Annotated in this window: 16 protein-coding genes and 2 pseudogenes; 7 read left to right on the top strand and 11 right to left on the bottom strand. The window is 69.8% G+C overall.

What is annotated here, in order from left to right; genetic code table 11:
* Window positions 1-633 precede the first annotated feature (633 nt).
* On the bottom strand, window positions 634-1,554 hold the full coding sequence (locus ACH4S7_RS14060) for a hypothetical protein (protein WP_398521411.1): 921 nt from the start codon (window positions 1,552-1,554) through the stop codon (window positions 634-636).
* Window positions 1,555-3,079: 1,525 nt separating this feature from the next.
* Here ACH4S7_RS14060 and ACH4S7_RS14055 point away from each other — a divergent pair.
* Window positions 3,080-3,334, top strand: a complete 255-nt coding sequence (locus ACH4S7_RS14055) for a hypothetical protein (RefSeq protein ID WP_398521410.1) — start codon at window positions 3,080-3,082, stop codon at window positions 3,332-3,334.
* 185 nt (window positions 3,335-3,519) lie between these two features.
* Here the strand turns inward: ACH4S7_RS14055 and ACH4S7_RS14050 are convergent, their stop codons facing one another.
* A complete protein-coding gene (locus ACH4S7_RS14050; protein WP_398521409.1) occupies window positions 3,520-4,356 on the bottom strand; it encodes an alpha/beta fold hydrolase in 837 nt (278 codons plus the stop codon).
* A gap of 1,132 nt (window positions 4,357-5,488) precedes the next feature.
* Here ACH4S7_RS14050 and ACH4S7_RS14045 point away from each other — a divergent pair.
* A complete protein-coding gene (locus ACH4S7_RS14045; protein WP_398521408.1) occupies window positions 5,489-6,115 on the top strand; it encodes a hypothetical protein in 627 nt (208 codons plus the stop codon).
* Between the two features lie 1,157 nt (window positions 6,116-7,272).
* Here ACH4S7_RS14045 and ACH4S7_RS14040 read toward each other — a convergent pair.
* The 4 genes and pseudogenes from ACH4S7_RS14040 to ACH4S7_RS14025 all read right to left on the bottom strand — a co-directional run bounded on the left by ACH4S7_RS14040 (window position 7,273) and on the right by ACH4S7_RS14025 (window position 10,611).
* A pseudogene (locus tag ACH4S7_RS14040) lies at window positions 7,273-7,820 on the bottom strand (DM13 domain-containing protein).
* A 522-nt stretch (window positions 7,821-8,342) separates the two neighbouring features.
* Window positions 8,343-8,603 (bottom strand): hypothetical protein, encoded by a 261-nt coding sequence (locus ACH4S7_RS14035; RefSeq protein WP_398521407.1) that lies wholly within the window; start codon window positions 8,601-8,603, stop codon window positions 8,343-8,345.
* The gene (gene nhaA, locus ACH4S7_RS14030) at window positions 8,600-9,928 is read right to left on the bottom strand and encodes a Na+/H+ antiporter NhaA (protein ID WP_398521406.1); all 1,329 of its coding nucleotides are present in this window, start codon (window positions 9,926-9,928) and stop codon (window positions 8,600-8,602) included. The genes ACH4S7_RS14035 and nhaA overlap by 4 nt, the downstream gene beginning before the upstream one ends.
* Window positions 9,929-10,137: 209 nt before the next feature.
* Complete coding sequence (locus ACH4S7_RS14025) at window positions 10,138-10,611, bottom strand: GbsR/MarR family transcriptional regulator (protein ID WP_398521405.1); 474 nt, start codon at window positions 10,609-10,611, stop codon at window positions 10,138-10,140.
* A gap of 93 nt (window positions 10,612-10,704) precedes the next feature.
* Here ACH4S7_RS14025 and ACH4S7_RS14020 point away from each other — a divergent pair, with 93 nt between their 5' ends.
* The 4 genes from ACH4S7_RS14020 to ACH4S7_RS14005 all read left to right on the top strand — a co-directional run bounded on the left by ACH4S7_RS14020 (window position 10,705) and on the right by ACH4S7_RS14005 (window position 14,764).
* On the top strand, window positions 10,705-11,673 hold the full coding sequence (locus ACH4S7_RS14020; RefSeq protein WP_398521404.1) for an ABC transporter ATP-binding protein: 969 nt from the start codon (window positions 10,705-10,707) through the stop codon (window positions 11,671-11,673).
* A complete protein-coding gene (locus ACH4S7_RS14015) occupies window positions 11,670-12,440 on the top strand; it encodes an ABC transporter permease subunit (RefSeq protein WP_398521403.1) in 771 nt (256 codons plus the stop codon). Before ACH4S7_RS14020 ends, ACH4S7_RS14015 begins: the two co-directional genes overlap by 4 nt.
* Window positions 12,441-12,959: 519 nt before the next feature.
* Window positions 12,960-14,231 carry a molybdopterin-dependent oxidoreductase gene (locus ACH4S7_RS14010; RefSeq protein WP_398521871.1) on the top strand — a complete coding sequence of 424 codons (1,272 nt, stop codon included), beginning with the start codon at window positions 12,960-12,962 and terminating at the stop codon, window positions 14,229-14,231.
* A complete protein-coding gene (locus ACH4S7_RS14005; protein ID WP_398521402.1) occupies window positions 14,228-14,764 on the top strand; it encodes a hypothetical protein in 537 nt (178 codons plus the stop codon). Before ACH4S7_RS14010 ends, ACH4S7_RS14005 begins: the two co-directional genes overlap by 4 nt.
* Before the next feature lie 18 nt (window positions 14,765-14,782).
* Here ACH4S7_RS14005 and ACH4S7_RS14000 read toward each other — a convergent pair whose 3' ends face one another.
* The 5 genes from ACH4S7_RS14000 to ACH4S7_RS13980 all read right to left on the bottom strand — a co-directional run bounded on the left by ACH4S7_RS14000 (window position 14,783) and on the right by ACH4S7_RS13980 (window position 19,587).
* Window positions 14,783-15,427: a class I SAM-dependent methyltransferase gene (locus ACH4S7_RS14000; protein ID WP_398521401.1), complete on the bottom strand. Its 645-nt coding sequence runs from the start codon at window positions 15,425-15,427 to the stop codon at window positions 14,783-14,785.
* Between the two features lie 153 nt (window positions 15,428-15,580).
* A complete protein-coding gene (locus ACH4S7_RS13995) occupies window positions 15,581-17,041 on the bottom strand; it encodes a glycosyltransferase 87 family protein (RefSeq protein ID WP_398521400.1) in 1,461 nt (486 codons plus the stop codon).
* Between the two features lie 94 nt (window positions 17,042-17,135).
* Window positions 17,136-17,774, bottom strand: a complete 639-nt coding sequence (locus tag ACH4S7_RS13990) for a DUF2064 domain-containing protein (RefSeq protein ID WP_398521399.1) — start codon at window positions 17,772-17,774, stop codon at window positions 17,136-17,138.
* Window positions 17,771-18,472: a glycosyltransferase family 2 protein gene (locus tag ACH4S7_RS13985; RefSeq protein WP_398521398.1), complete on the bottom strand. Its 702-nt coding sequence runs from the start codon at window positions 18,470-18,472 to the stop codon at window positions 17,771-17,773. Before ACH4S7_RS13985 ends, ACH4S7_RS13990 begins: the two co-directional genes overlap by 4 nt.
* Before the next feature lie 35 nt (window positions 18,473-18,507).
* Window positions 18,508-19,587: an NAD-dependent epimerase/dehydratase family protein gene (locus tag ACH4S7_RS13980; protein ID WP_398521397.1), complete on the bottom strand. Its 1,080-nt coding sequence runs from the start codon at window positions 19,585-19,587 to the stop codon at window positions 18,508-18,510.
* A gap of 419 nt (window positions 19,588-20,006) precedes the next feature.
* Between ACH4S7_RS13980 and ACH4S7_RS13975 the strand changes: the two are divergent.
* Window positions 20,007-20,168 (top strand): annotated as a pseudogene (locus ACH4S7_RS13975) (transporter); the annotation flags it as partial.
* Window positions 20,169-20,738: the final 570 nt, after the last annotated feature.

Below are 20,738 nucleotides of genomic sequence, written 5' to 3'. Positions count from 1 at the left end.
GGCGACCTCGGCCGGACAACAGCGCGCCCTCACCACAAGAACGGCTGGATCAGCGACAGGCCACCATTACGTGCAGACGTCTCGGCCCGGCCGCGACGCGCTCATTGCCGCCGGAAGAGACCAGTCAGGACTGTGACCTGCTGCGGTTCCTGGGGTCAGGTTGCTGACCTGCGTAAATGACCTTTCGACTGTTTCACGCCCATGCCTGTTGATGCAGCCGGAAGTCCCAGAAAAGTCCCAGAGAAATCCCACCGCCCACAGTCACTCATGCAGTGTTCTCCCGGGACGACCTCGCCGACGTGTTCCTACTCGGCGATGCACTCGCGGGGGCGCCCAGCTGATCATCGGCGGCCGAGTCGTCGTGAGACACCGGGCGGCCAGGTGTCGGGAACCATCGAGGGCAACCCCCTGAAAGCCATACCCGGTGTCTCGTGATCTCTGGACCTTGGGACTGGCCCGTCCAACCCACCAGCAACGTAGGACCCCCTGATCGGGCGCCCCGCGCGGGCACGGACTGCGGCCCGGACCGCGGTGGCGCGGCCGGCTCTCGGGTCGGCTGCGCCTCCGGGGTTGCCCGGTGGAGAACCTCCCGGGTGACGGTCGCGCGGGGCAGGGTGCGGGGTGCGGGGTGGGCTATGGGCAGGTGGCCAGGAGGATGGAGATGACGGTGCAGGTGGCGCTGTCGGTGTCGTTGGCCGGGTTGGGGTCCGCCGGGGTGGAGGCGGTGCGTGTCCCGGTGATGGTGACGTGGCCCAGGGAGAGCAGGTGCAGGGGCAGGCGGAAGGATTTGGCCGCGCTGGTTCCGTTGGCGATGGCTCCGTAGGTGCAGGTCACGGTGCCGGTGGCGGTGGTGCATCCGGTCGGCAGGCCGGTGGCGGAGGCGCCGGGTGGCAGGGTGGCGGTGACGGTGGCGGAGGTGACCGCGCCGGGGCCGGTGTTGTGCGCGGTCAGGGTGTAGGTGAGGTAGGGGGTCAGGATGCCCAGGTGGGGCTGTGCGGTCACGTCGACGGCGAGGTCGGCGGCGGGCGGCGGCGCGGAGGTGACGGTGATGGGTGTCTCGTACACGGTGGGGTCGCTGGCGGTGTCGCCGTAGAGCTGGTGGCCCAGGACGAAGGTACCGGCCGGGGTTGCGGGGTTGACCCGGAGGGTGAGCGTTCCGTCGAACGCGGCGCCCTCCGTCAGGTCGCCCAGCGGTACGCGCTGGGCGATGCCGAAGGCACTGGTGCAGGGGGCGGTGTTGCCCGTGCACGATTCGATGGTCGTGAAATCAGGGAGCGGGCCGAGGGTGGAGGAGCCGGCGTAGAAGTTCTCACCGGCGCTGGCGATGTCGAAGTCCGCGAGGCCGTTGAAGGTGATGGTGAAGGTGTCGCCGGCGGCGACGGTGGTGGAGGAGACGCTGATGTTGGAGACGGCGTGGGCGGCCTGGGGAACGGCCAGTACCGCTCCGGCCGCCAGGGCCAGGGTCGCCAGCCCGGACAGCACCCGTCGGCGCATCCGGCGCAGCGGACCCCGTCCCGCAGGTGGCACGGGTATCGGGGTGGTGTTCGAGGACATGAAGGTCCCCCTTCACTCGGTTGCGCGCCTGCCGCGGGCGGGACCCGGCGGACCCCGACAGCCGGCGGCGGTGCGGTCACGCTCGTACAGGCGCGGCTTGCCCGGCGGGGTCACCGACCACCCGGAACACGGCTGCGCATCGCTCACGGTCACGGACGGAGCCCGGCCCGCGGCGATCTCGCCAGACTGACAGCAGACCGGCGGCTCTCCAACAGGGAATTCACAATTGATCGGATTAGGTTGCTTACCGACCGCGTGACGCCCATGTCTGGCAGGCCACCTGGCCCGTGGGGCCGGTGTTTCGAATCCTGGCGGGTCAGGAGCCGATTCACGATCCGGAAACAGGTACCTGTCTGACCGGCCGTTGCCCGCCATGCATGGATACGGGGTCGAACTAGCGCACGCGTGCATGGTTGGGCGAGGCGCGGTTGGGGCGGTACTCGATGTCGCCAGCCACGCGCACACCGAGCGGAACGGCCTCGGTATAGGGCATCAGACCACCGAACCGGGTATGACACGCCGTTCAGCAATCCAGGTCTCCACATCGCGGGCGCTGTACAGGACGACACGCCCACGCGCGGGAGCGTACGGGGGCCTTGGTGGGGCTACGCGGTCCGCCAACGATGGAGAGTCGACGGGGCGACGCGGAGAAGGCGGGTGAGTTCCCCGGTCGAGTACCAGGCACCGCACAGCTGCACGTCCGGCTCGCTGTCGGGGGATTTGCCGAATGGAGTCGACCGGGAGGTCGTGAAGTCCTGAGGAGAGGGCTGAACGGGGGCACTGGATCGGCCGGGTGCTGGTCCGGGAATGGTCCGGAACTTGTCCCAGGCTGGCTTCGCCGGGGACGCCCTTGAGGGCGAACCGCACGGCGAGGTCGAGGCCAGTGCGGACGGAGGTGCCCGGGAGCCAGGAGACGAGGCCACCTGTCGAGATGGTCGCCGATGTTGAAGAACTTCACAGCGCCTGTAGCCATCGGCGTAACCCTTCCCTGCATCCACATGGCCATCGCGGCCGTAACGCCCCAGTTGGAGCGCGGCACGCCACCGATGATCCAGCCACCCTCCACCCCGGGGGCCCGAATCGTCCGATCCGAGCGGAAACGCCACTGCCAGAGGCCAAGTTGGCCGGAAAACCCCTCTTTCGTCGCGGACCCGCCCAAGGATCTCTCATCCGTGAGGGTAGGTGCTGATCGGCACGAGGCCCACGGCCCTCCGTTCGCGCCAAACCGTTGACGGGAAGTCCCGGCATCTACGTTGTGCCGTATTGATCCGGCAGTGGCTGCACTTTGCCGTCAGTACATGCGGTCTCTCTGCTGCCGGATCGATACAGCAACCCTAAGGCTTTCACCCGCTCACACCTGGATCGGAGCAGCGGGGCACAGGCACCCGTGGCCTGCCGGCCGACTTCCATCGTTCCCGTCGACTATGTCTCCGCAGTGACCAGGTCAGAGGAGTGGTTCCGCGGCGGCCTCGGGCAGCCCGTACAACGTGTACAAGCTGGACCGGGCCACCAACACCACCGCGGCATGGCGACGACGACCATCTCCCGCGACTACCGCGCGCTGCGCACCGGGTTCGCCGGCGCGTACATCGCCAACAAGGGCTACGACCTCGCCCGAGCCCAGGCAGCGGTGCACACCGGCGATGCCGACCTGGCCGCCTTCCACGCGCCGTTCATCGCCAACCCGGACCTGGTCCGCCGCCACCGGGAGAACCTGCCGCTGGCCGCGGCCGACCCCGCCACGTTCTACAGCGCCGGGGAAGCTGGCTACACGGACTAACCGTTCCACCAGGGCGATGCAGCCCAGACCCGCGCCCTCGCGACCGGGGCCGACGTCCAGCAGGTGGCCGGGTCCGCACGCTGATCAGCCACCTGGATGCTTCCTGACACTCAGTCCGGTCCCGCCTCATCGTCTTTGTCCGCAGCCTCCGCCGGGTCCCGAAGGGGCCGGAGGCGTGGTGACCTCTACGTCCTGGGTGTGAGGAGGTCGGCGAGGTGGTCGGGGCGTTCTTCCACGATGAGGTGGCCTGTGTCATCGACTGTGTGGAGGACTGCGTCGAATCGTGTGCGGACTGCGCGTGCCAGTCGGGTGGGTGGGAGGAAGGCGTCGCGTGCCCCGGAGATGAACACGCACGGTTCCGGCGACGACGGGGGGACGGTGGACGGCGCGCCACTTGACCGGGTGTGGCGTGCGACGAGGGTCATCCATTCCACAAGGGCTTCGCGGGGTTGCCCGGCTCCGGGTGCCATCATGGCGCGCAGGAGGCGTCTGCTGCGGTCGGGGGTGGGGCGTAGATACCAGGCGGCCGATGTTGCCAGCAGTCGGGGAGTGACCCGGAGTCGTGTCATTCCGGCGGGGGAGACTAGTACGCGTGCGCCGATGAGGGGTGAGCGGCCGGAGAGGGCGATTGCGGCTCCGAAGGAGTGTCCCATGACGGTGACCGGTGTCTCGTGCAGTTCGTGGATCGCCTCGTCCAGCCAGGTTCCGTACCAGGACATGGCACCTCGCGATATGTCGCGCCCGTCCGTGCTGAGTCCGGGCTGGCCGGGGACGTCGAGCAGGGTGACCGAGTGGCCTGCCGACACCAGGGCGGTGGCCAGGGGAAGCGAGGCCGCCGCGTTGAAGTTGGTTCCGGGGACGAACACGACCGGCTTGCCCGATCCCGCTGTCACCGCGTGCGTGGAGGCGCCGTGCGCCGTCACGGTGGCGCGCTGGTGCGGTACGGGCCAGGCGTCGAGTTGTCCGGCGCACCACCGTCTGATCCGGTCGCGGCCGACGGCGCTGCGGTAGAGGCTGTTCATCGGCCGAGTATCCCCGTACCCGGCGGCGGTGTGACCGGGTGCGCGCGTAGGGGGTTCGTCAAGATCGCACCGGTGGATGACCGGTGCGGGGCGGCGTCACCGCTGCACTGGCGGCGTGAGCGCTGCCGCCAGGAGTTCTCGTGTGCAGGGATGCCGGGGGGGAGCCGAGGCCCTGTTTCGCTTCCCGTACTCGCCCTCGGTGCCCTGGCGGAGCTCCTGCCGCTCGGCGGGGGCGCCAGTCTGTTGCCTCGGCCGGGACATGGCTACGATCACACCAGGTGAGCCGGGAAGCCTGGTCGGCGTGATAGTCCGCCGTTTCCTCCTGGAGTCCCCATGGCCAGGGTGTGCCCCGCTGAACATCCTCAGCGTCTCCTGTCGGTGTCCACCGGTTGTCCGGGGCATCCGCCTGTTCTGGAGTCTCGGGCGCTATGTTCCGGCGCGCCCGAGCGGGGCGTGAGTTGAACCCGAGCGTGAGAAGCCGACTCCCGTATGTGCTGGCGGGCACTGGTATGGCGCTGTGTATCGCCGGGGCGGCCATGTATGTACTCCCGGGCCCCGGTCTGCTGGTGTTCTGTCTCGGAGCGGTGCTTCTCGGGAGCTCTTTGGTAGCCATGCCCCTCGGTCGCGGTCGATGAGGGGCGCGGGGCGGACTGGTCGGCTACTGGACCGTGGCCGGTGCCTTGGGCTGGTGTGTCTGCTCTGGTGCTGCCTCGGGCTGTCCTACGTGACCACGACCCTCCTGGACGTCTCGGGGGTACCGGTCGCGGTACCTGCCTTGTTCGTGTTGGCGGGTACTGGATTGCGCCGGCACCGCCTTCGTCTCGGCGCGCTGGTCACCGCTGCGGCTGTGGGGGTGATCGTGCCCTCTGCTACGACCGATCTCCTTCGGTCTCTTGTCGACGCGACGGCTGCGGACGCTCTTGCCTGCGCCTTGGCCGCCGTGCCCGCTGATGCGGTCCTCGCTGCCCTCTCCCGGATGAATGCACCGTATGCGCAACGGAGTTGAAGTGGGTCAAGAGGACACGCCATGGGCGGCTGAGGAACAGGGAGCCGCGGATTGTTCGGAGGAGGGCCGTCCCATGCCGTTCGGCAGGACCGGTCCACTCACGCAAGCAACGGAGGGGGAGCAGAGGTGGCGGGGAAGCGTCAGCAGCGGCACCGCGCGGAGCGTAGGGAGCAGCGCGTGCGGGTGGAACGGCTCGCGGCGACGCTGTCCGCGCCGTCCGCACCGGTCGTCCGGGGGGCGACCTGGCGTGGTCGGACGGCGGCGATCGCTGCGGCCATGCTGTTCGTGGTCACCGTCGAACGGCCGGCGGGGGCGAGTGTGCTGCATCCGCGGCCCGGTGATCTCTTCCTCGCGGTGTGGATGTCCCTTTTCGTCGCCTGGCTGTTGTGCCGGCTCGCACTGTGGCGGGTGATCGCTGACCGCGAGGGTGTGTACCTCCGCAGGCTCTGGTCGGTGAAGCTCCTTCCCTGGCAGCTGATCAGCCGGGTCGAGCTGCGACGGGACGGGCAGCTCGATTTCATCGGGGGTGGGCCGGACTTGGCTGGAGGGTTCTTCGCTCCGCCGTGGCTGACCCGCATCACCCGCAGGACCGGAACCGGAAACGCGGCGGCCGACACCCTGACTGCCATGGCCCGCCACAGCCACCTCCGCCCCACCGCCCAGGTGGACCGACGTGGGCGGGGACAGGGATACGTCCGCTGGGTGATTCCTCTGGCGGTGGTCCTGTACGCGGCGACGGAACTGCTCCGCTGACTCTGCTCCCCGAGCACGGCACCACTACCGATCGATTCCAGGAGAACGTGTGTGAACACCACCCTGGACTGGACGATTCTCACCGTTTTCACGCTGCTCCTGCTGCCTTGGGGAACGGCGCCGGTCGCGGGCTGGAATCCGCCGCGGCAGCGTCTGCGGCGAGGTCCGTCCGGCTGCTCGGCGCGGCGGTGCCGACCCCTTGTACGTGAGCGTGCCGGCGTTCAGCCTGTCGCGGCCGGCACCCACGGGGCGGGCTCGCTACCGACGGCGCGTGTGGTGGACCGGACTGGCTCTGCTGGCGGCCTACTTCGTCTACTCACCGTCTACGTGAGAGAAAGGTCCGAGTCTGTTCCCGGTAGCCCTCGCTGACCGGTCAGGGCAGTCGGTGACAGGGAAACACCCTCGCGCGACGACCGTGTGAGACCGAGTTCGCGGCATGGCTCGGATGCGCTTCCGGCTATGCCTCTTCGCGCTCGCCTCCCAGCCGGGTGAACACATATGAAGCAACCAGCGGAACCATGCGCAAACAGACAGCAGGGCACAGGACGTGACATCGCACACGGTCCTCTACACACTCCCCAGGCTCCTGACGGCGATTCTGCTCATTATGGCAAAGGTCCGCGAGCGGATATCAAGGAAGCATCTCCCGGATGATCCCACCCACTGGCCCGTCGAGATTCGATGGGCCTGGGCGAGTGTGGTCGCGGTTGGATGTTCGACAGGGGCGGCGATCGGAGAAATGGGCAGCCCTGAAATCGATGCGCCTGTGGACCGTCGTCTGCATACCCTGGGCTCTGCTCCCGTACATCTCACTCGCACGACTCATGGGGAGATCGCCTGAAGCAGCCGCGACCTTGACGCTGTTGGTCCTCACCGCTCTCGCGTCCTTCCACCTCGTGAGCGGCGTCGCGTGAATATGGCCCTCGTCGTCCTTACCGACTCTGCCCGTCCCGCCCGTCTCCCTGCGTTCTCGCGCCGGAGGAGTGCAGGCGGTGTGGCAAAGCCATGCAGCACGGTATGTCGGGAACACACGCAGGGCTTTCCGTCAGCAGTGCTTCTCCTGGGCCGATCGGCAACATGGGCACAGGGCGACTGAATTGCAACGGGAGATTCCGCCGAATGCCCGGCTTCGGCGACGTGGGAGACGCCGGGCCGTGTCAGACGGCGGCCAGTTCGGCGGCACCGAAGGAGACGTTGAAGCGATCGCACCAAATACTTACGCTGCTGTACGTGCCCAGGTCGGCCCCGGCGGGCAGCACGTAGTTCTGGCTTCCCCTGTTGCCCTTGAGTTTGCCCAGGCTGAGGTGGGCGCCGTCGTCGAAGACGTGCCAACCGGCCCTGCCCGGCTTGACCGGAGCGTCGGTGATCCACACCTTCAGGTCCGGGCCGTTGCTGGTGTCGAGGTTCTCCAGGCGGAGCACGCGGGAGCCGTCCGAGAGCCGGACGATCTTCACTCGGCCGGTGGTCCTGTGTTCGTGGGTGATGAATTCGCCCGACGCCAGGGTGGACGGGCCTGCGGGAGCTTCGGGCCCGCCGGAGGTCACCGGCCTCGCCGGTGCCGCCGTGTTGGTGGAGGGCGCGGTGCCGGGCAGTGCTTCATTCACGCTCTCGTCGGTCCAGAGCTTCCACGGCTGGAACAGATACAGCCCACGGCGGCGACTGTCAGACAGATCGCCAGCACTCCGAGGACCGGCTTCTTTCGCATGACATCCGCTACCCGGCCCATCCTTGCCTCCCTTGAGTTCCGCCGCTGAGAGCCGTTCCTGCCGTACGAGGCCCGCCGTCACTGCAGACGCGACACGGCACCCGTCCGCCATGCCCCCCACATCGGGGGTGGCAGCCAGAGGCCGCCGCGCCGCTCTCCGTGACTGTCAGGAGGCTATCGCGCGGCAGCGAGCGATGGCTTGGGCCACTGGGGAAGTCCTGCGGTCGGCGGCGCGGGCCGGGCGGCGAGCCCCCGGCCCGTGAGAGACCGGCTGGAGGTTCGTGCGGTCATCTGCGTCCTTGCTGAACGGCGACAGGGAAGACGGCTCCCGATGTACCGCCGGAGTTCACGGTCAGCAACCCGTCGCTCTCCGTAGTAGAGATGGGGGTGGCAGGCGCCTCCGGATGGTTGGGGTTGACCGGCTTGACCGTACCTTTTCGGCACCTTTTCGGTGTGTCGCTCGACCACAAGATGGTGCGGCTGTGTGTGCCGCCGGTCCCGGCGTGCCGCAGCGGCCTACGTTCAGACGCGTGGTGCGGCGATGAGCGCGACAAGCAAGCCGGTGAGCACGGCCCATGCCGCCGAGGCGGCACCCAGAAAATGCCAGCCGACGGCACCGGCCACAAGGCTGGCCGCGGCTCCGGCGAAGAGAGCTCGGCGGCTCTGAAGGAACGCCCACTGCTCCCGGGCAGTGCCGGGGCGGCGCAGTTCGGTGACGGCCGTGCGGATGGCGAGGGCGCCGAGCACGACGGCCGGGCCCAGCAGCCATGCCTCTCCGTTCACCGGCCCTCCTGCGGGGGCGGGTTGCCGTCCGGACTCGTGGTGGGGGTCTTCTGGTAGATGTCGGGGATGCCGTCGGCGTCGGCGTCGACGGTCTCTTCCTCGTACAGGCGCCGGTAGATGGTGTTGCGGCGGCGCAGGAGGAGTGCGGCCAGTATGCCGGCGAGGAGGGAGGCGACGAGGACGGCCGCTTTGACGTGCTCACCGGTCTCGGTGCCGGGGAAGGCGAGTTCGCTGATGAGGAGGGAGACGGTGAATCCGATTCCGGCGAGGGAGGCGAGGCCGAGGACGTCGGCCCAGGCGAGGTCGGGGTTGAGCTGGGCGCGGGTGAAGCGGGCGGCCAGGTAGGTGCCCAGGAATATGCCGAGCGTCTTGCCGACGATCAGTCCGATGACGACGCCGAGCGGCTCGGGGGTGGTGAAAACCTTCCCCAGGGCGCTGCCGGAGACGCTGACCCCGGCGGCGAAGAGGGCGAACAGAGGGACGGCGATCCCGGCGGAGATGGGGTGCAGCAGATGCACGGTGCGGGCTGCGGGGGAGGATTCCTCGTCCCGGTCGCGGGTGGTGCGCAGGATGAGTCCCATGGCGATGCCGACGACGGTGGCGTGTACGCCGCTGTTGTAGGCGAGGGCCCAGATCGTCAGGCCGAGGGGTACGTACCACCACCAGCCGCGGATGCGCAGGCGCTGGAGGAGATAGAAGAGGACGAGTCCGGCGAACATCCCGCCGAGGGCGGCGAAGTTCATGTCGCTGCTGAAGAAGACCGCGATGATCAGGATCGCGCCGAGGTCGTCCACGACGGCGAGGGTGAGGAGGAACGCGCGCAGGGCGGCGGGCAGATGGGTGCTCAGGATCGCCAGGACCGCGAGGGCGAACGCGATGTCGGTCGCCATCGGCACCGCCCAGCCGTCCAGGGAACCGCCCCCGGCGGTGGCGACGGCCGCATACAGGGCGGCGGGTACGGCCATCCCGCACAGGGCCGCGATCACCGGCAGCGCGGCGGTGGCGGGGGTGCGCAGCTCGCCGACGACGAACTCGCGTTTCAACTCGATGCCCGCGACGAGGAAGAAGATGGCCAGCAGGCCGTCGGCGGTCCAGTGCCCCACCGACAGGTCCAGACCGAGGGCCGGTATCCCGAAGTGGGAGTCGCGTATCTGCTCGTACGCCCCGCTCCACGGGCTGTTCGCCCACACCAGCGCCGCGACGGCAGCCGCCAGCAGCACCAGTCCGCCCACCGTCTCCGTGCGCAGCGCCTGCGCGACGGCCTGCCGCTCGGGCAGCGGCAGCAGACCCAGGAACGGGGCACGCTCTCGTGGAGCACGGGGCACGGCGAACCCTCCGGGGTGATCGGCACACGGGCACAGAGCCCCTACTCGCCGACCAGGCTTCCCGGCACACCCCGCATCGTCTTGACGCGTCTTTAACACCGTACCCACCCAGGTCCCCGCTGGCCATCGGGCACCGTCGCTCCCGGACACGGGAGGCCCGTGGCCGTCGGGTTGGGGAGAGCCAGGTCGGGAGTGGTGTGTGGTGCGGTTCAGTCGTGTTGTGCGTCGTATCGTTCGCGCCAGGTGGTGATCAGCGCGGTCATTTCCTGCTGCATGAAGGCGTAGAAGTCGCGCATCTCGTCGAGGCGGTGTCCGGCGGTGCTGTCGGGGCCCGCTGCGGCGATGCCCTCGGCTGCGGCGTCCCGCATGACGCCGAGCAGGGTGTTCTGGTCGCCCATGAGGGTGGCCCAGGCGTGCTTGCGGAAGCGGTAGTGGTCCCGGCGGCTTCCCGGCGCGGGGACGCGTTCGACGATACCGGTCGGGATCAGCTGCTTGACCGCGCCGGAGACCGCTCCCGAGCTGATCTTGAGCTCGTCGCAGAGGTCGCCTGCGGTCATGGACTCCCGCGGACTGAAGAGGAGTGCCGTCATCACGCGGGCTGTGGTCTTCTGCATACCGCCCTGCGACAGGGTCAGCGCGAGCCTTTCCGCCGTCTCGCGCAGCCGGTCGTCCGCGTCGTTCATCCATGCCTCCCCGGTGTCTGGATCCAAGCCTACTAAAAAATCTTAACGATCAGAGTATTCAGAGAACTCTGAAAGTTCGCTACGTTCCTCGGCATGGAGAACGCGATGGAGCTCCGTGAGCTCACCAAGACCTACGGCACCCGCCGGGGCCTGGCCAGCCTGAACCTGGACGTGCGTCCGGGCGAGGTCTTCGGCTACCTCGGCCCCAACGGCGCGGGCAAGTCCACCACCATCCGCCTGCTCCTCGACCTGATCAGGCCCACCGGCGGGAGCGCCCGCGTCCTCGGCCTGGACCCGCGCACCGACGGCGTCGAACTGCGCCGCAGGACCGGTTACCTGGCCGGGGACTTCGTCTGCGACGGAAAGCAGACGGTCCGCGGTCTGCTGCGTTTCCTCGCCGACTTGCGCGGCGGCGTCCCGTACGACCGGATCGACGACCTGGCCGAGCGCCTCGGCCTCGACCAGAGCACCCGGATCAAGAAGCTCTCCAAGGGCAACCGGCAGAAACTCGGACTCGTGCAGGCGTTCATGCACACACCCGACCTGCTCGTCCTGGACGAACCCACCTCCGGTCTCGATCCGCTGGTCCAGCAGACCTTCCTCGCCCTGGTCACCGAGGCGGCGGCGGCCGGGCAGACCGTCTTCATGTCCAGCCACATCATGAGCGAGGTCGACGCCGTCGCCGACCGCGTCGGCATCATCCGCGACGGGCAACTCGTCGCCCTCGACACCGTCGCCAACCTGCGCGCCGGCAGCGTCCGCGACATCGAGGCCACCTTCCACACCCCGGTGCCCGCCACCGCCTTCGAATGCATCCCCGGCGGCAGCGGCCTCCGCCTCGACGCGGCCGGTACCACACTCACCGGACAGCTCACCGGCAGCCCGGACGCCCTGATCAAAGCCCTCGCACAGCACCAGGTCACCAGCTTCCGCGCGACCGAACCACCTCTCGAAGACCTCTTCCACACCTTCTACACCCCAGCCGACGCAGAAGCCTCCCGCGCGCAGTCCGACTCCGGTGCTCCCGAACCGGTGAATGCCCCTGGAAGGACGACCCTGTGAGCGCCACCGTCTTTGTCCGGCACCTCGCCGACAGCCGCCGCGGCCTGGCGGGCTGGGCCGTCGGCACCGCCCTGACCGCCATGGCCTACGCCGGCACCTACCCCTCCCAGCGGGCCAACACCGACAGCATTCCCCAGGCACTCCGCGACGGCCTCCACATCGACGCGACGGCCGCCGGATACCTCAATGCCAGCGTCTTCGGAATCCTCCTCCCCCTCCTCGCCATGATCTACGGAGTGACCACCGGTACCCGTGCCCTCGCCGGCGACGAGGAATCCGGACGACTCGACCTCCTCCTCGCCCACCCCCTCACCCGCACCCGCCTCGCCCTCGAACGCTTCGCCGCCCTCGCCACCGGCGCCTTCGCCATCGCCGGCCTCGTCTGGCTCGGCCTGCTCACCGTCCGCACCAGCGCCGAACTCACCACCGTCACCCCCACCGAACTCCTCGCCCAGTGCCTCAACCTCGCGCTCCTGGCCGTCTTCTTCGGCGCCCTGGCACTCGGCCTCGGAGCCGCTCTCGGCCGCCGGACCACCGTCCTGGTCGCCACCGCGGTCACCGGCGTGATCGCGTACATGGCCGGCACCTTCGCCACCCAACTCGGCGCCGACTGGCTCACCGCTCTCTCCCCGTTCCACTACTACATCGGCGGCGAACCCCTGCGAAACGGATTCCAGTGGGGCGACGCGACGGTCCTCGCCCTCGCCTCGGCTGCACTCGTCGCGGCAGGGCTCCATCGCTTCAACCGCCGCGGCATCGACACCTGACACGCACAGCTTCCCTTCCCGTCGTCGGCCACCTGCCTGCCGCTGTGCACCTTGTTGGCCATCAGCCGGGGGAGCGGACGGGTGACATCGGCGGCGGATGACGGGGCACGCCTTACTGCCTGACCTTGGGCAGCCCACTCATGCGGCAGCGTGGGGCCGGGTGTCGGCGTCGCGTCGCCGTCGGGCTGGTGGAGAAAAGAAGGGGCATCGGTGGACAGCAGTGAGGAGGGGAAGGAGCCCTCGGAGTCGGAATCCAGGCCCCCAAGGCAGGATGCATCGTCGGGCGAGGAGCCGACTTCCGACGATGGCGGCGGGGCACTCCCGGAAGGCCGGCGTCCCGCCGAACGACCGGACGGAACGACCGCCCGAATCGGCAGCCGCGGAACCGCCGTCCCCGCCTCGGCACGGCAGGAACCGGCCGTGCGACAAGGAGTGCCATCGGGCGAGGCGGATCGCTTCGAGCAAACAGGTGCCTCGTCCCGGAAGCCGGCCGACGAGACTCCAGGCGGCCGATGGCGACTGAGGTCGCGGTTCGCGCCCGCCGCGGGGCCGCCGCCGGGTCCGGCGCGTTCGGAGTTTTGGCGCAGTCCTCTGCGGGGGCCGTGGCTGACGGCCGTGTTCGGGCTGATTCTGCTCTTCGGTGTGACCGTCCTGTTCGTGACCGGGCTGCTGTCGTACGCCTCCTACAACCCGGACCTGGCCCGGATCAACGACGAGACACCCGACAAGGGGCCGCTCGGCTTCTACCTGTTCCCCTGGCCGACCTCGCCGTACTGGATCTACCGGGTGACCCAGGGCATCCACGTCACCCTGGGGATCGTGCTCGTGCCGGTGTTGCTGGCGAAGCTGTGGTCCGTCATTCCGCTGCTGTTCTCCTGGCCGCCGGTGCGCTCGCTCAGCCACGCGGTGGAGCGGCTGTCGCTGCTCCTTCTGGTAGGCGGCGCTCTGTTCGAGTTCGCCACCGGCATCCTCAACGCGCAGCTCCACTACATTTTCCCGGGTTCGTTCTACACGCTTCACTTCTATGGCGCGTGGGTGTTCATCGGCGCGTTTGTGGTCCATGTGGTCTTCCGGCTGCCCAGAGCGCTGCGTGCGGTACGCGCCCGCGGGGCGGGCTCCGCCGCCGACGTGGACCGGTCCGCCGCACTGATCGCGCCTCGTCCGGCGCCGCCGACCATCTCCCGCCGCGGCGCCGTGGCGATGGTGGGCGCGGGGTCCGGGGTGCTGCTGGTGGTCACGGTGGGGCAGAGCGTGGGCGGCTGGTTCCGCAGGACGGCGGTGCTCGCCCCGCACGGCCGGGACCCGGGGACGGGACCGAACGGGTTTCAGATCAACAAGACGGCGGCCTCCCTCGGTATCCGCGTCGGCGACACGGGTCCGGCCTGGCGGCTCACCGTGCACGGCGGCGGTCGCCGGACCGTGCTCACCCTCGACCAACTGCGAGCCCTGCCCCAGCACGAATCCGCGCTCCCGATCGCCTGCGTGGAGGGCTGGTCGACCACGGATCAACTGTGGCGAGGAGTACGGCTGGCCGATCTGGCCGCGCTGGTCGGACTGGGGACGGACCCGCCACAGGTCCTGGTGGAGTCGGTCCAGCGCGGAGGCGCGTTCGCCTCGGCCGTCCTGCGGGACAACCAGGTCCGCGACCCCCGCTCCCTGCTGGCCCTGCGCGTCAACGGGGCCGTTCTCTCACCCGACCACGGATACCCGGCCAGGATCATCGTCCCCGGCGCGCCCGGGGTCCACAACACCAAATGGGTCACCCGCGTCACCTTCGGCGAGCCGGTATGAGCGCCTTCCGCGACCGCTACGGGGCCTCCCCGCTGCATCTGCTGCTCGTTCTCGCGTCTTTCGCCCTGGCCCTGTACGCGGGGGTGCGGCTGCTCCGGGGCGACACACTGGGCGTACTGATCTGGTTCGCCGGAGCCGCCCTCATCCACGATCTGCTCTTCCTGCCCGCCTACTCCGTCACCGATCGGCTGGCACAGCGCCTGTGCGGGCCACGCCCCGGCCGGCCCGTGCCGGAAGGCGGCGGGTCCGTGCCGGAAAGCGACGGGTCCGACGCCCCCTCGGCGGACACGGCCCCGGGCCGCCGCGTGGGCGTCAACCATCTGCGGGTGCCCGTCTTCCTCTCGGGACTGCTGCTGCTCGTCTGGTGGCCACTGATCCTGCGCCGGGTGCCCCACTACACGGCCGTGACAGGGCTGCCGGCCGATGTGTTCCTCGGCCGGTGGCTGCTGATCACCGCAGGTCTGTTCGCCGTGTCGGCGATTTGCCTGCTGATCCGGCTGCGGCGGTCGGGCCGGTCGACGCATCCGGAGTGATCCGTGCCCGGCACGCGCTCAGGGCAGGGCCGCCAGGGCGGAGAAGTGACGTCCACGGGATGTCGTCCAGTGGTCCATGTCCGTCCACCCGGCGGTGAGCGCGTACCGTATCAGCGCCCGGCGCCCGACACGGGCCCAGGGGAACGCTGCGCCCCGCCTCCCGAGGCCGTCGTCGATGTGGACATGGTGCCGGGCGTCGATGTGGTCGGTGGCGGTCTCGACGAGCAGGAGACCACCGGGGCGGACCAGTTGACGAGCCCGTTCGAGGAGCGCGGACGGGACGCCGCCGATCCCGATGTTCCCGTCGATCAGCAGGGCGGTGCCCCATCGCCCCTCGCCGGGAAGTGCGTCGAAGACCGAACCGAGACGGGCACTGCCCCCGCGCCTGAGCGTTGAGGCGACGGCTGAAGCGCAGACATCGACGCCCAGGGCGCGGTGGCCACGCAAGGTCAGCGCCTCCACGAGCCGACCGGCGCCGCAGCCGATGTCCAGCACCGGCCCCTCGCAACGCTGCAGGACAGCCAGGTCACATGAGTCCGCCTGGCCACACCAACGGTCGAGCTCCAGAGGCAGCAGCCAGCCGTTCGCGCCGCGCAGGCACAGTCGGCCCCGGCCGGCCAGCAGCGCGGAACCGTAGGCGGAGCCCGTCCAGGGATCTGTCACGGCAGCCCCCGCGCCAGCGGGCAGCGGGTCTGCCGGGGCCGTGCGACACACCGTGTGGAAGAGGCTGGAGGGCTCATCATGGCCAGTGTGCGCACCGGCAGGCGGATCGGCGAAGCCAACTGCGCTGTTCGGGTGGGCCCTGGATATCGGCGCTCAGGACTCGGAGCCTTCACCCGTCCGGCTGCATGGGCCGGGTGCACCGGTCGGTTCCGAAGCCATGGACATCGCTGCGGCTCGGTGCCTGCCCCGGAACTCCCCGCCCGTACCGGAGCGGCGTACCGCCCAGCCCACGAGTACCGCGCACGCCGCGATCGCATAGGCGGTGGTGCCCACCGCGTACCCGTCGTCGAACGCCGGGGCCAGAACGTACTTGGCCGCACCCGCCAGCGCGACCGTCAGCCACTCCCAGCGACCGTCGAGAGCCACCAGCGCGACGATGAGGAGCGCGTACCAGGAGTAGCCCGGCGTCAACAGCAGAAAGACGGTACCGGTGACCAGCAGGGCACCGCTCCACGGCCGCTCCGGATCACCACCCCACACCACCCACCCCACCACGGAGACCAGCACAACCACCAGGACGGGCAGCGCCCAGTCGTCCGGCAGCACCAGACGCAGCAGTGCGAACCGGTTCTTGGCGGAGGACGTGTCGTCGTACCCCTCCTCGGCCGCATAGCCGCCGAGATAGCCGAGCACCGACTCCCGGGACACCAGTGCGTACGGCAGATAGACCAGCGCGGTCACCCCGGCGGCGGGCAACAGGACAGCCGCCGCGTCCCGGACCCGCCGCACCCCGCTCAGCGCACCCGGAACCACCACCACGGGCAGCAACTTGGTCGCCACGGCGCCGCCCAGCAACGCACCGCCCCAGCTTCGGTGCCGGACAACGACACCGAGCGCCACGACGGAGAGCAGCGCGCCCAGCACATCGGCGTGCGCGTTGTTGACCGCCTCGATCGGGACCGCCGGACACCACGCCCAGTACGCGGCCCACCGGACATCACCACGCCGTCGCAGCACGAGGAGCAGGGCGGCCGTGGTCCCGATCGAGATCAGCGCCCCGCCCACCTGGAGCGGCTTGTGGCGGGAACCGTCCGGCGAGACCGAGTGGACCAGCAGGAAGTACGCCTCGGCGACGGGCGGATAAATGGTGTGCACTCCGGGCCGGTTGATCCGCGTGCAGTGGACCTGACCGCTGGGACCCGGGATACGTGTCATGTCGGGCTCGGCGCACGCGGTGCCGGAAGGGAAGAGCCAGCCGTCGCGCAGGGAGACCAGCGCCGGATCGCGAGGCGGGTGATCGTACGGGGAGACACCGGCGGCCTGCACCCGGCCGTCCCATGCGTAACGGAACATGTCGGTGCTCGTACGGGGCGCGGCCGTCAAGCCGGTGGCCGCCACCGCGATGCCGCCGAGGAGCACCACGGCTGCCGTCCGCCGGACGGGGACCAGGCGGAGCGACCACACCGCACCGGCGAAGAGCACCCAGCACGCCGCGTACCACCGGAACAGCCCGGCCGGATCGCGGTGGTAGCCGTCGTGGCGGACGGTCAGGACCAGGACGGCGACGAGTGCGGAGAGGAACAGAGCGGTACGGGCGATCCGTGGACCGATCACCGGGCCTGCCCTCGCGGGAGGGACCCCCGGCCGGCCGAGCCCGGCTCCCCGGCCGGCGCGCACGGCGGTACGCTTCCACCGGCCCGGGTCCCTTTCAGGGGGCGTCACCTCCGGTGAGCGGCAGGCCGGCCAGCGCCTTGGCGAATCGGGTGTGCGGTGCCTCGGCGGCCACCGCGATCGCGTCCTCCGCGGTGTCGACATCACGGACGACCCGCAGATCACGCACGGTGAGACCGGCGTCGACCAGCCGTTTTCGCTGCAACGCGCCCGTGTCCGGCCGGGACATCGGCACCCCGCGCACCAACTCGGGCTCCGGTACGGCGAACCCCAGCGCCCAGAATCCGCCGTCGGTAGCAGGTCCGAACCACGCGTCACACCCCTGCCAGGCGTCCCTCGCGAGCGCGGGGGCGAGCAGACCCGGGGTGACCTGCGGGGTGTCCATCCCGATCAGCACGGCCGGTCCGGCACAGAGCGCGAAGGCGGCGGCCAGCCGGACGTCCAGCGACCCGGCGCACTGGGACACCACCTCGAAACCGTCCGGGAGCCACCCGCCGGCTGCCCCGTCAAGGACGAGGACCCGCCGCCGTACGGGGGCGTCCGCCACGGCCGCTAGCGAGTCGGTGAGCGCCGCCTCGGCGAGGAGGGCCGCCTGGCCCGGGGAGTAGGGCGGGGTGAGCCGGGTCTTCACTCGGCCCGGAACAGGTGCCTTGGCGATCACCAGGAGCGTGGTCACGGGACCTCCCCGCCGTTGGGCAACGGTGGTGGCAGGGCGAGCACCGCCCGCATGTCCCGCACCGCCTGCCACGTACCCCGCCAGGTACCGGTGACCTTCGACTTCCCTGCCCTGGGGAGATAGGGCACATCCATCTCCCGCACCCGCCAGCCCGCGTCCGCGGCGCGGACCACCATCTCCAGCGGATAACCACTGCGCCGGTCGGTCAGTCCCAGACCGAGCAGAGCCTCCCGGCGCGCGGCGCGCATGGGCCCGAGATCGTGCAGCCGGAGCCCGGTCCGATTGCGTACCATCCGGGAGAGCGCCAGATTCCCCACCCGGGCGTGCGCGGGCCAGACACCCGGGCCGGCCGGGCGCCGTCGCCCGAGCACCAGCTCGGCTCGCTCCAGTGTCACCTCGCGAACCAGCGCGGGCAGCAGCCCCGGATCGAGGGAGGCGTCGCAGTCGCAGAAGCAGACAATGCCGGCGGTGGCGGCTTTCAGCCCCCCGTGGCAAGCGGCGCCGAAACCCCGCCGAGACTCGTGGACCACGGTCGCACCATGGGCCTCGGCAATCCAGGCGGAACCGTCCGACGAACCGTTGTCGACGACAACGGCCCGCCAGTGCGGCGGGATGCGCGCCAGCACCCAGGGCAGCGCGGCGGCTTCATTCAGACAGGGAAGGACGACATCCACCGCCGCGGGGCTGGGCTCGGTCACTCACCCACCCTAAGAACCCATGAAGGCCATTCCCGTCATTTCACCCATGAATCTTGTGGTGTCCCGCCGCTCGGTTCCCGAAGACCGCTGTGCGCGAACTCCGTCATCCCCTCCGCGAACCCGACCCGAGCCCGCCAGCCCAGCTCTTCGGTCAGCCTGCGCGAGGAAGCGGTGATGTGCCGGACATCGCCCAACCGGAACTCCCCGGTGACCACTGGCTCCGGGCCGCCGTGCGCACGGGCCAGAGCACATGCCATCTCCCCGACGGTGTGCGGCTCACCGCTGCCGGTGTTGTAGACGGACAGCGCCCCCGGCTCCCGGCCGGACACCGCCTCCAGCGCGACCGCACCCGCGGCGGCGACATCCCGTACATGAACGAAATCCCGCCGCTGCCCGCCGTCCTCGAAAACCCGCGGCGCCTCACCTCGGGCCAGCGCCGAACGGAAGAACGACGCCACCCCCGCGTAGGGAGTGTCCCGGGGCATCCCGGGCCCGTACACATTGTGGTACCGCAGTGAGACTGCTTGTCCTCCGGTCGCCCGAGCCCATGCCGCGGCCAGATGCTCCTGGGCCAATTTGGTTGTCGCGTACACATTCCGCGGATCGACCGGCGCGTCCTCGCCCACCAGTCCGGGAGCCAGTTCCGTGCCGCAGCTCGGACAGCGGGGCTCGAAGCGGCCCGCCGCCAGGTCCGCCTCTGCGCGCGGACCGGGCCGGATCCGTCCGTGCCGGGGGCAGTCGTACCGCCCCTCCCCATACACCACCATCGAACCCGCGAGCACGAGGTTGGGGACGCCCGCCTCCTCCATCGCCGCCAGCAGCATCGCTGTACCGAGAACGTTGCAGCCCACATACTCCGGCGCGTCGGAGAACCCCGTGCCCAGCCCCACCATGGCCGCCTGATGACTCACCGCGTCCACACCGCGCAACGCCTCGGCCAAGGCGATCCGATCCCGCACATCCGCATGGACCAGCTCCGCACCCGCCGACGGGGACGCCCCGTGCGCCGACGGCAACAGGGCATCCAGCACAGCCGCCTCATGACCACGGTCGGCCAGCTCCGCCACGATGTGCGAGCCGATGAAACCCGCGCCTCCGGTGACCAGTACACGCATACCGAGGACTCTATGTCGCGGTGTCGCGGACGCACCGCAGGCGGCACGGTGTCCCCAGGCCCTGTATCGACCGCCCTGCAACGGATCGCGATCTGACCTGGCCCCGGGTACTCGGGCAACCTGTCGGCCTCCGGGCTCCAGCCCAACGGCGACGCTGGTGTGCCCGCTGTGACGATCGACGACGGCATGGACGCCGGCCTGGCCGCATGCACTCAAGATCAGCTCGATGCCTGGCGTACCACAGTGATGGCGTACATGTTCGAAGTGCGCTGAGTGGAGCAGGTGCTTGGAAGTAACCCCACTCGTTCAATCTTGATACGTCTCTGACCTGCATCAACGCGTCCCGATGGCCCCTTTGTAGAAGGTGCCGTTCCACGCATTTTCCACAGTCTCGGAATGATGGATGCGCAGGTTCGAGGTTGGGTGTGACGGAGGTTGCGCCGCGTCTGGCTGAGGCCGAGGCGGATGTGCAGGACCTTGTCGAGGCCCACATGGAGACGATGCTGGGGGTGCGGTTCCTGGCGAGCGAGTACAGCACTGGGCCGGTTCACAAGGGGAGGATCGACTCGCTCGGCCTCGACTTGTCGTGTCGTGGCTCGCGTTTCCTTCGGACGAGGCGGACACGGCGTGGCGGTGGAGTAATCGATAGTCCAGGGGGTCCCCGCTTTCGTGAACCGGGGACCCGCTGTTACGTTCCCCCGCCCTGCCCTCGGGGTCTCTCGGCGCTGTTGGAGACCGACCGCTTTCGACCGGGCGGATTGTGTATCGGCCGGTCATCGGCGGTCTCCGGGCTGCCCGGCAAGGTCTCCCGGCCTTGGTGGCGGCTCATTGGCCTGGGTGGCTCGGAAGGAGGGGAGGGCGACTTTGGCGAGCTGGACGCCGTCGCTTTGCGGGCGGATGGCTCCGAGGCGTGCAGAGCAGATCTGGGTGTGCCGTGGTCGTCCCAGGTGAACAGGTAGGGCTTGCGGTCCACGGGGCGGGCGTCCGCTGTGGCGCTGTCCATGGCCGCACGTGGGTGTCGGCGGCTGCGGGGAGGGGGTTGGAAGCGGAGGAGGCGGCCCGACCCGGTCTGCCGTCCACAGCCCACCCCATGGATATGGATGCCTCCGCGGGATTCCGTGAAACTGAACCGCACCGTCATGGGACGGGAC

This window comes from Streptomyces sp. NPDC020965 (assembly GCF_044333555.1).
Lineage (GTDB): Bacteria > Actinomycetota > Actinomycetes > Streptomycetales > Streptomycetaceae > Streptomyces.
This window is presented reverse-complemented; position numbering and strand designations above follow the sequence as displayed.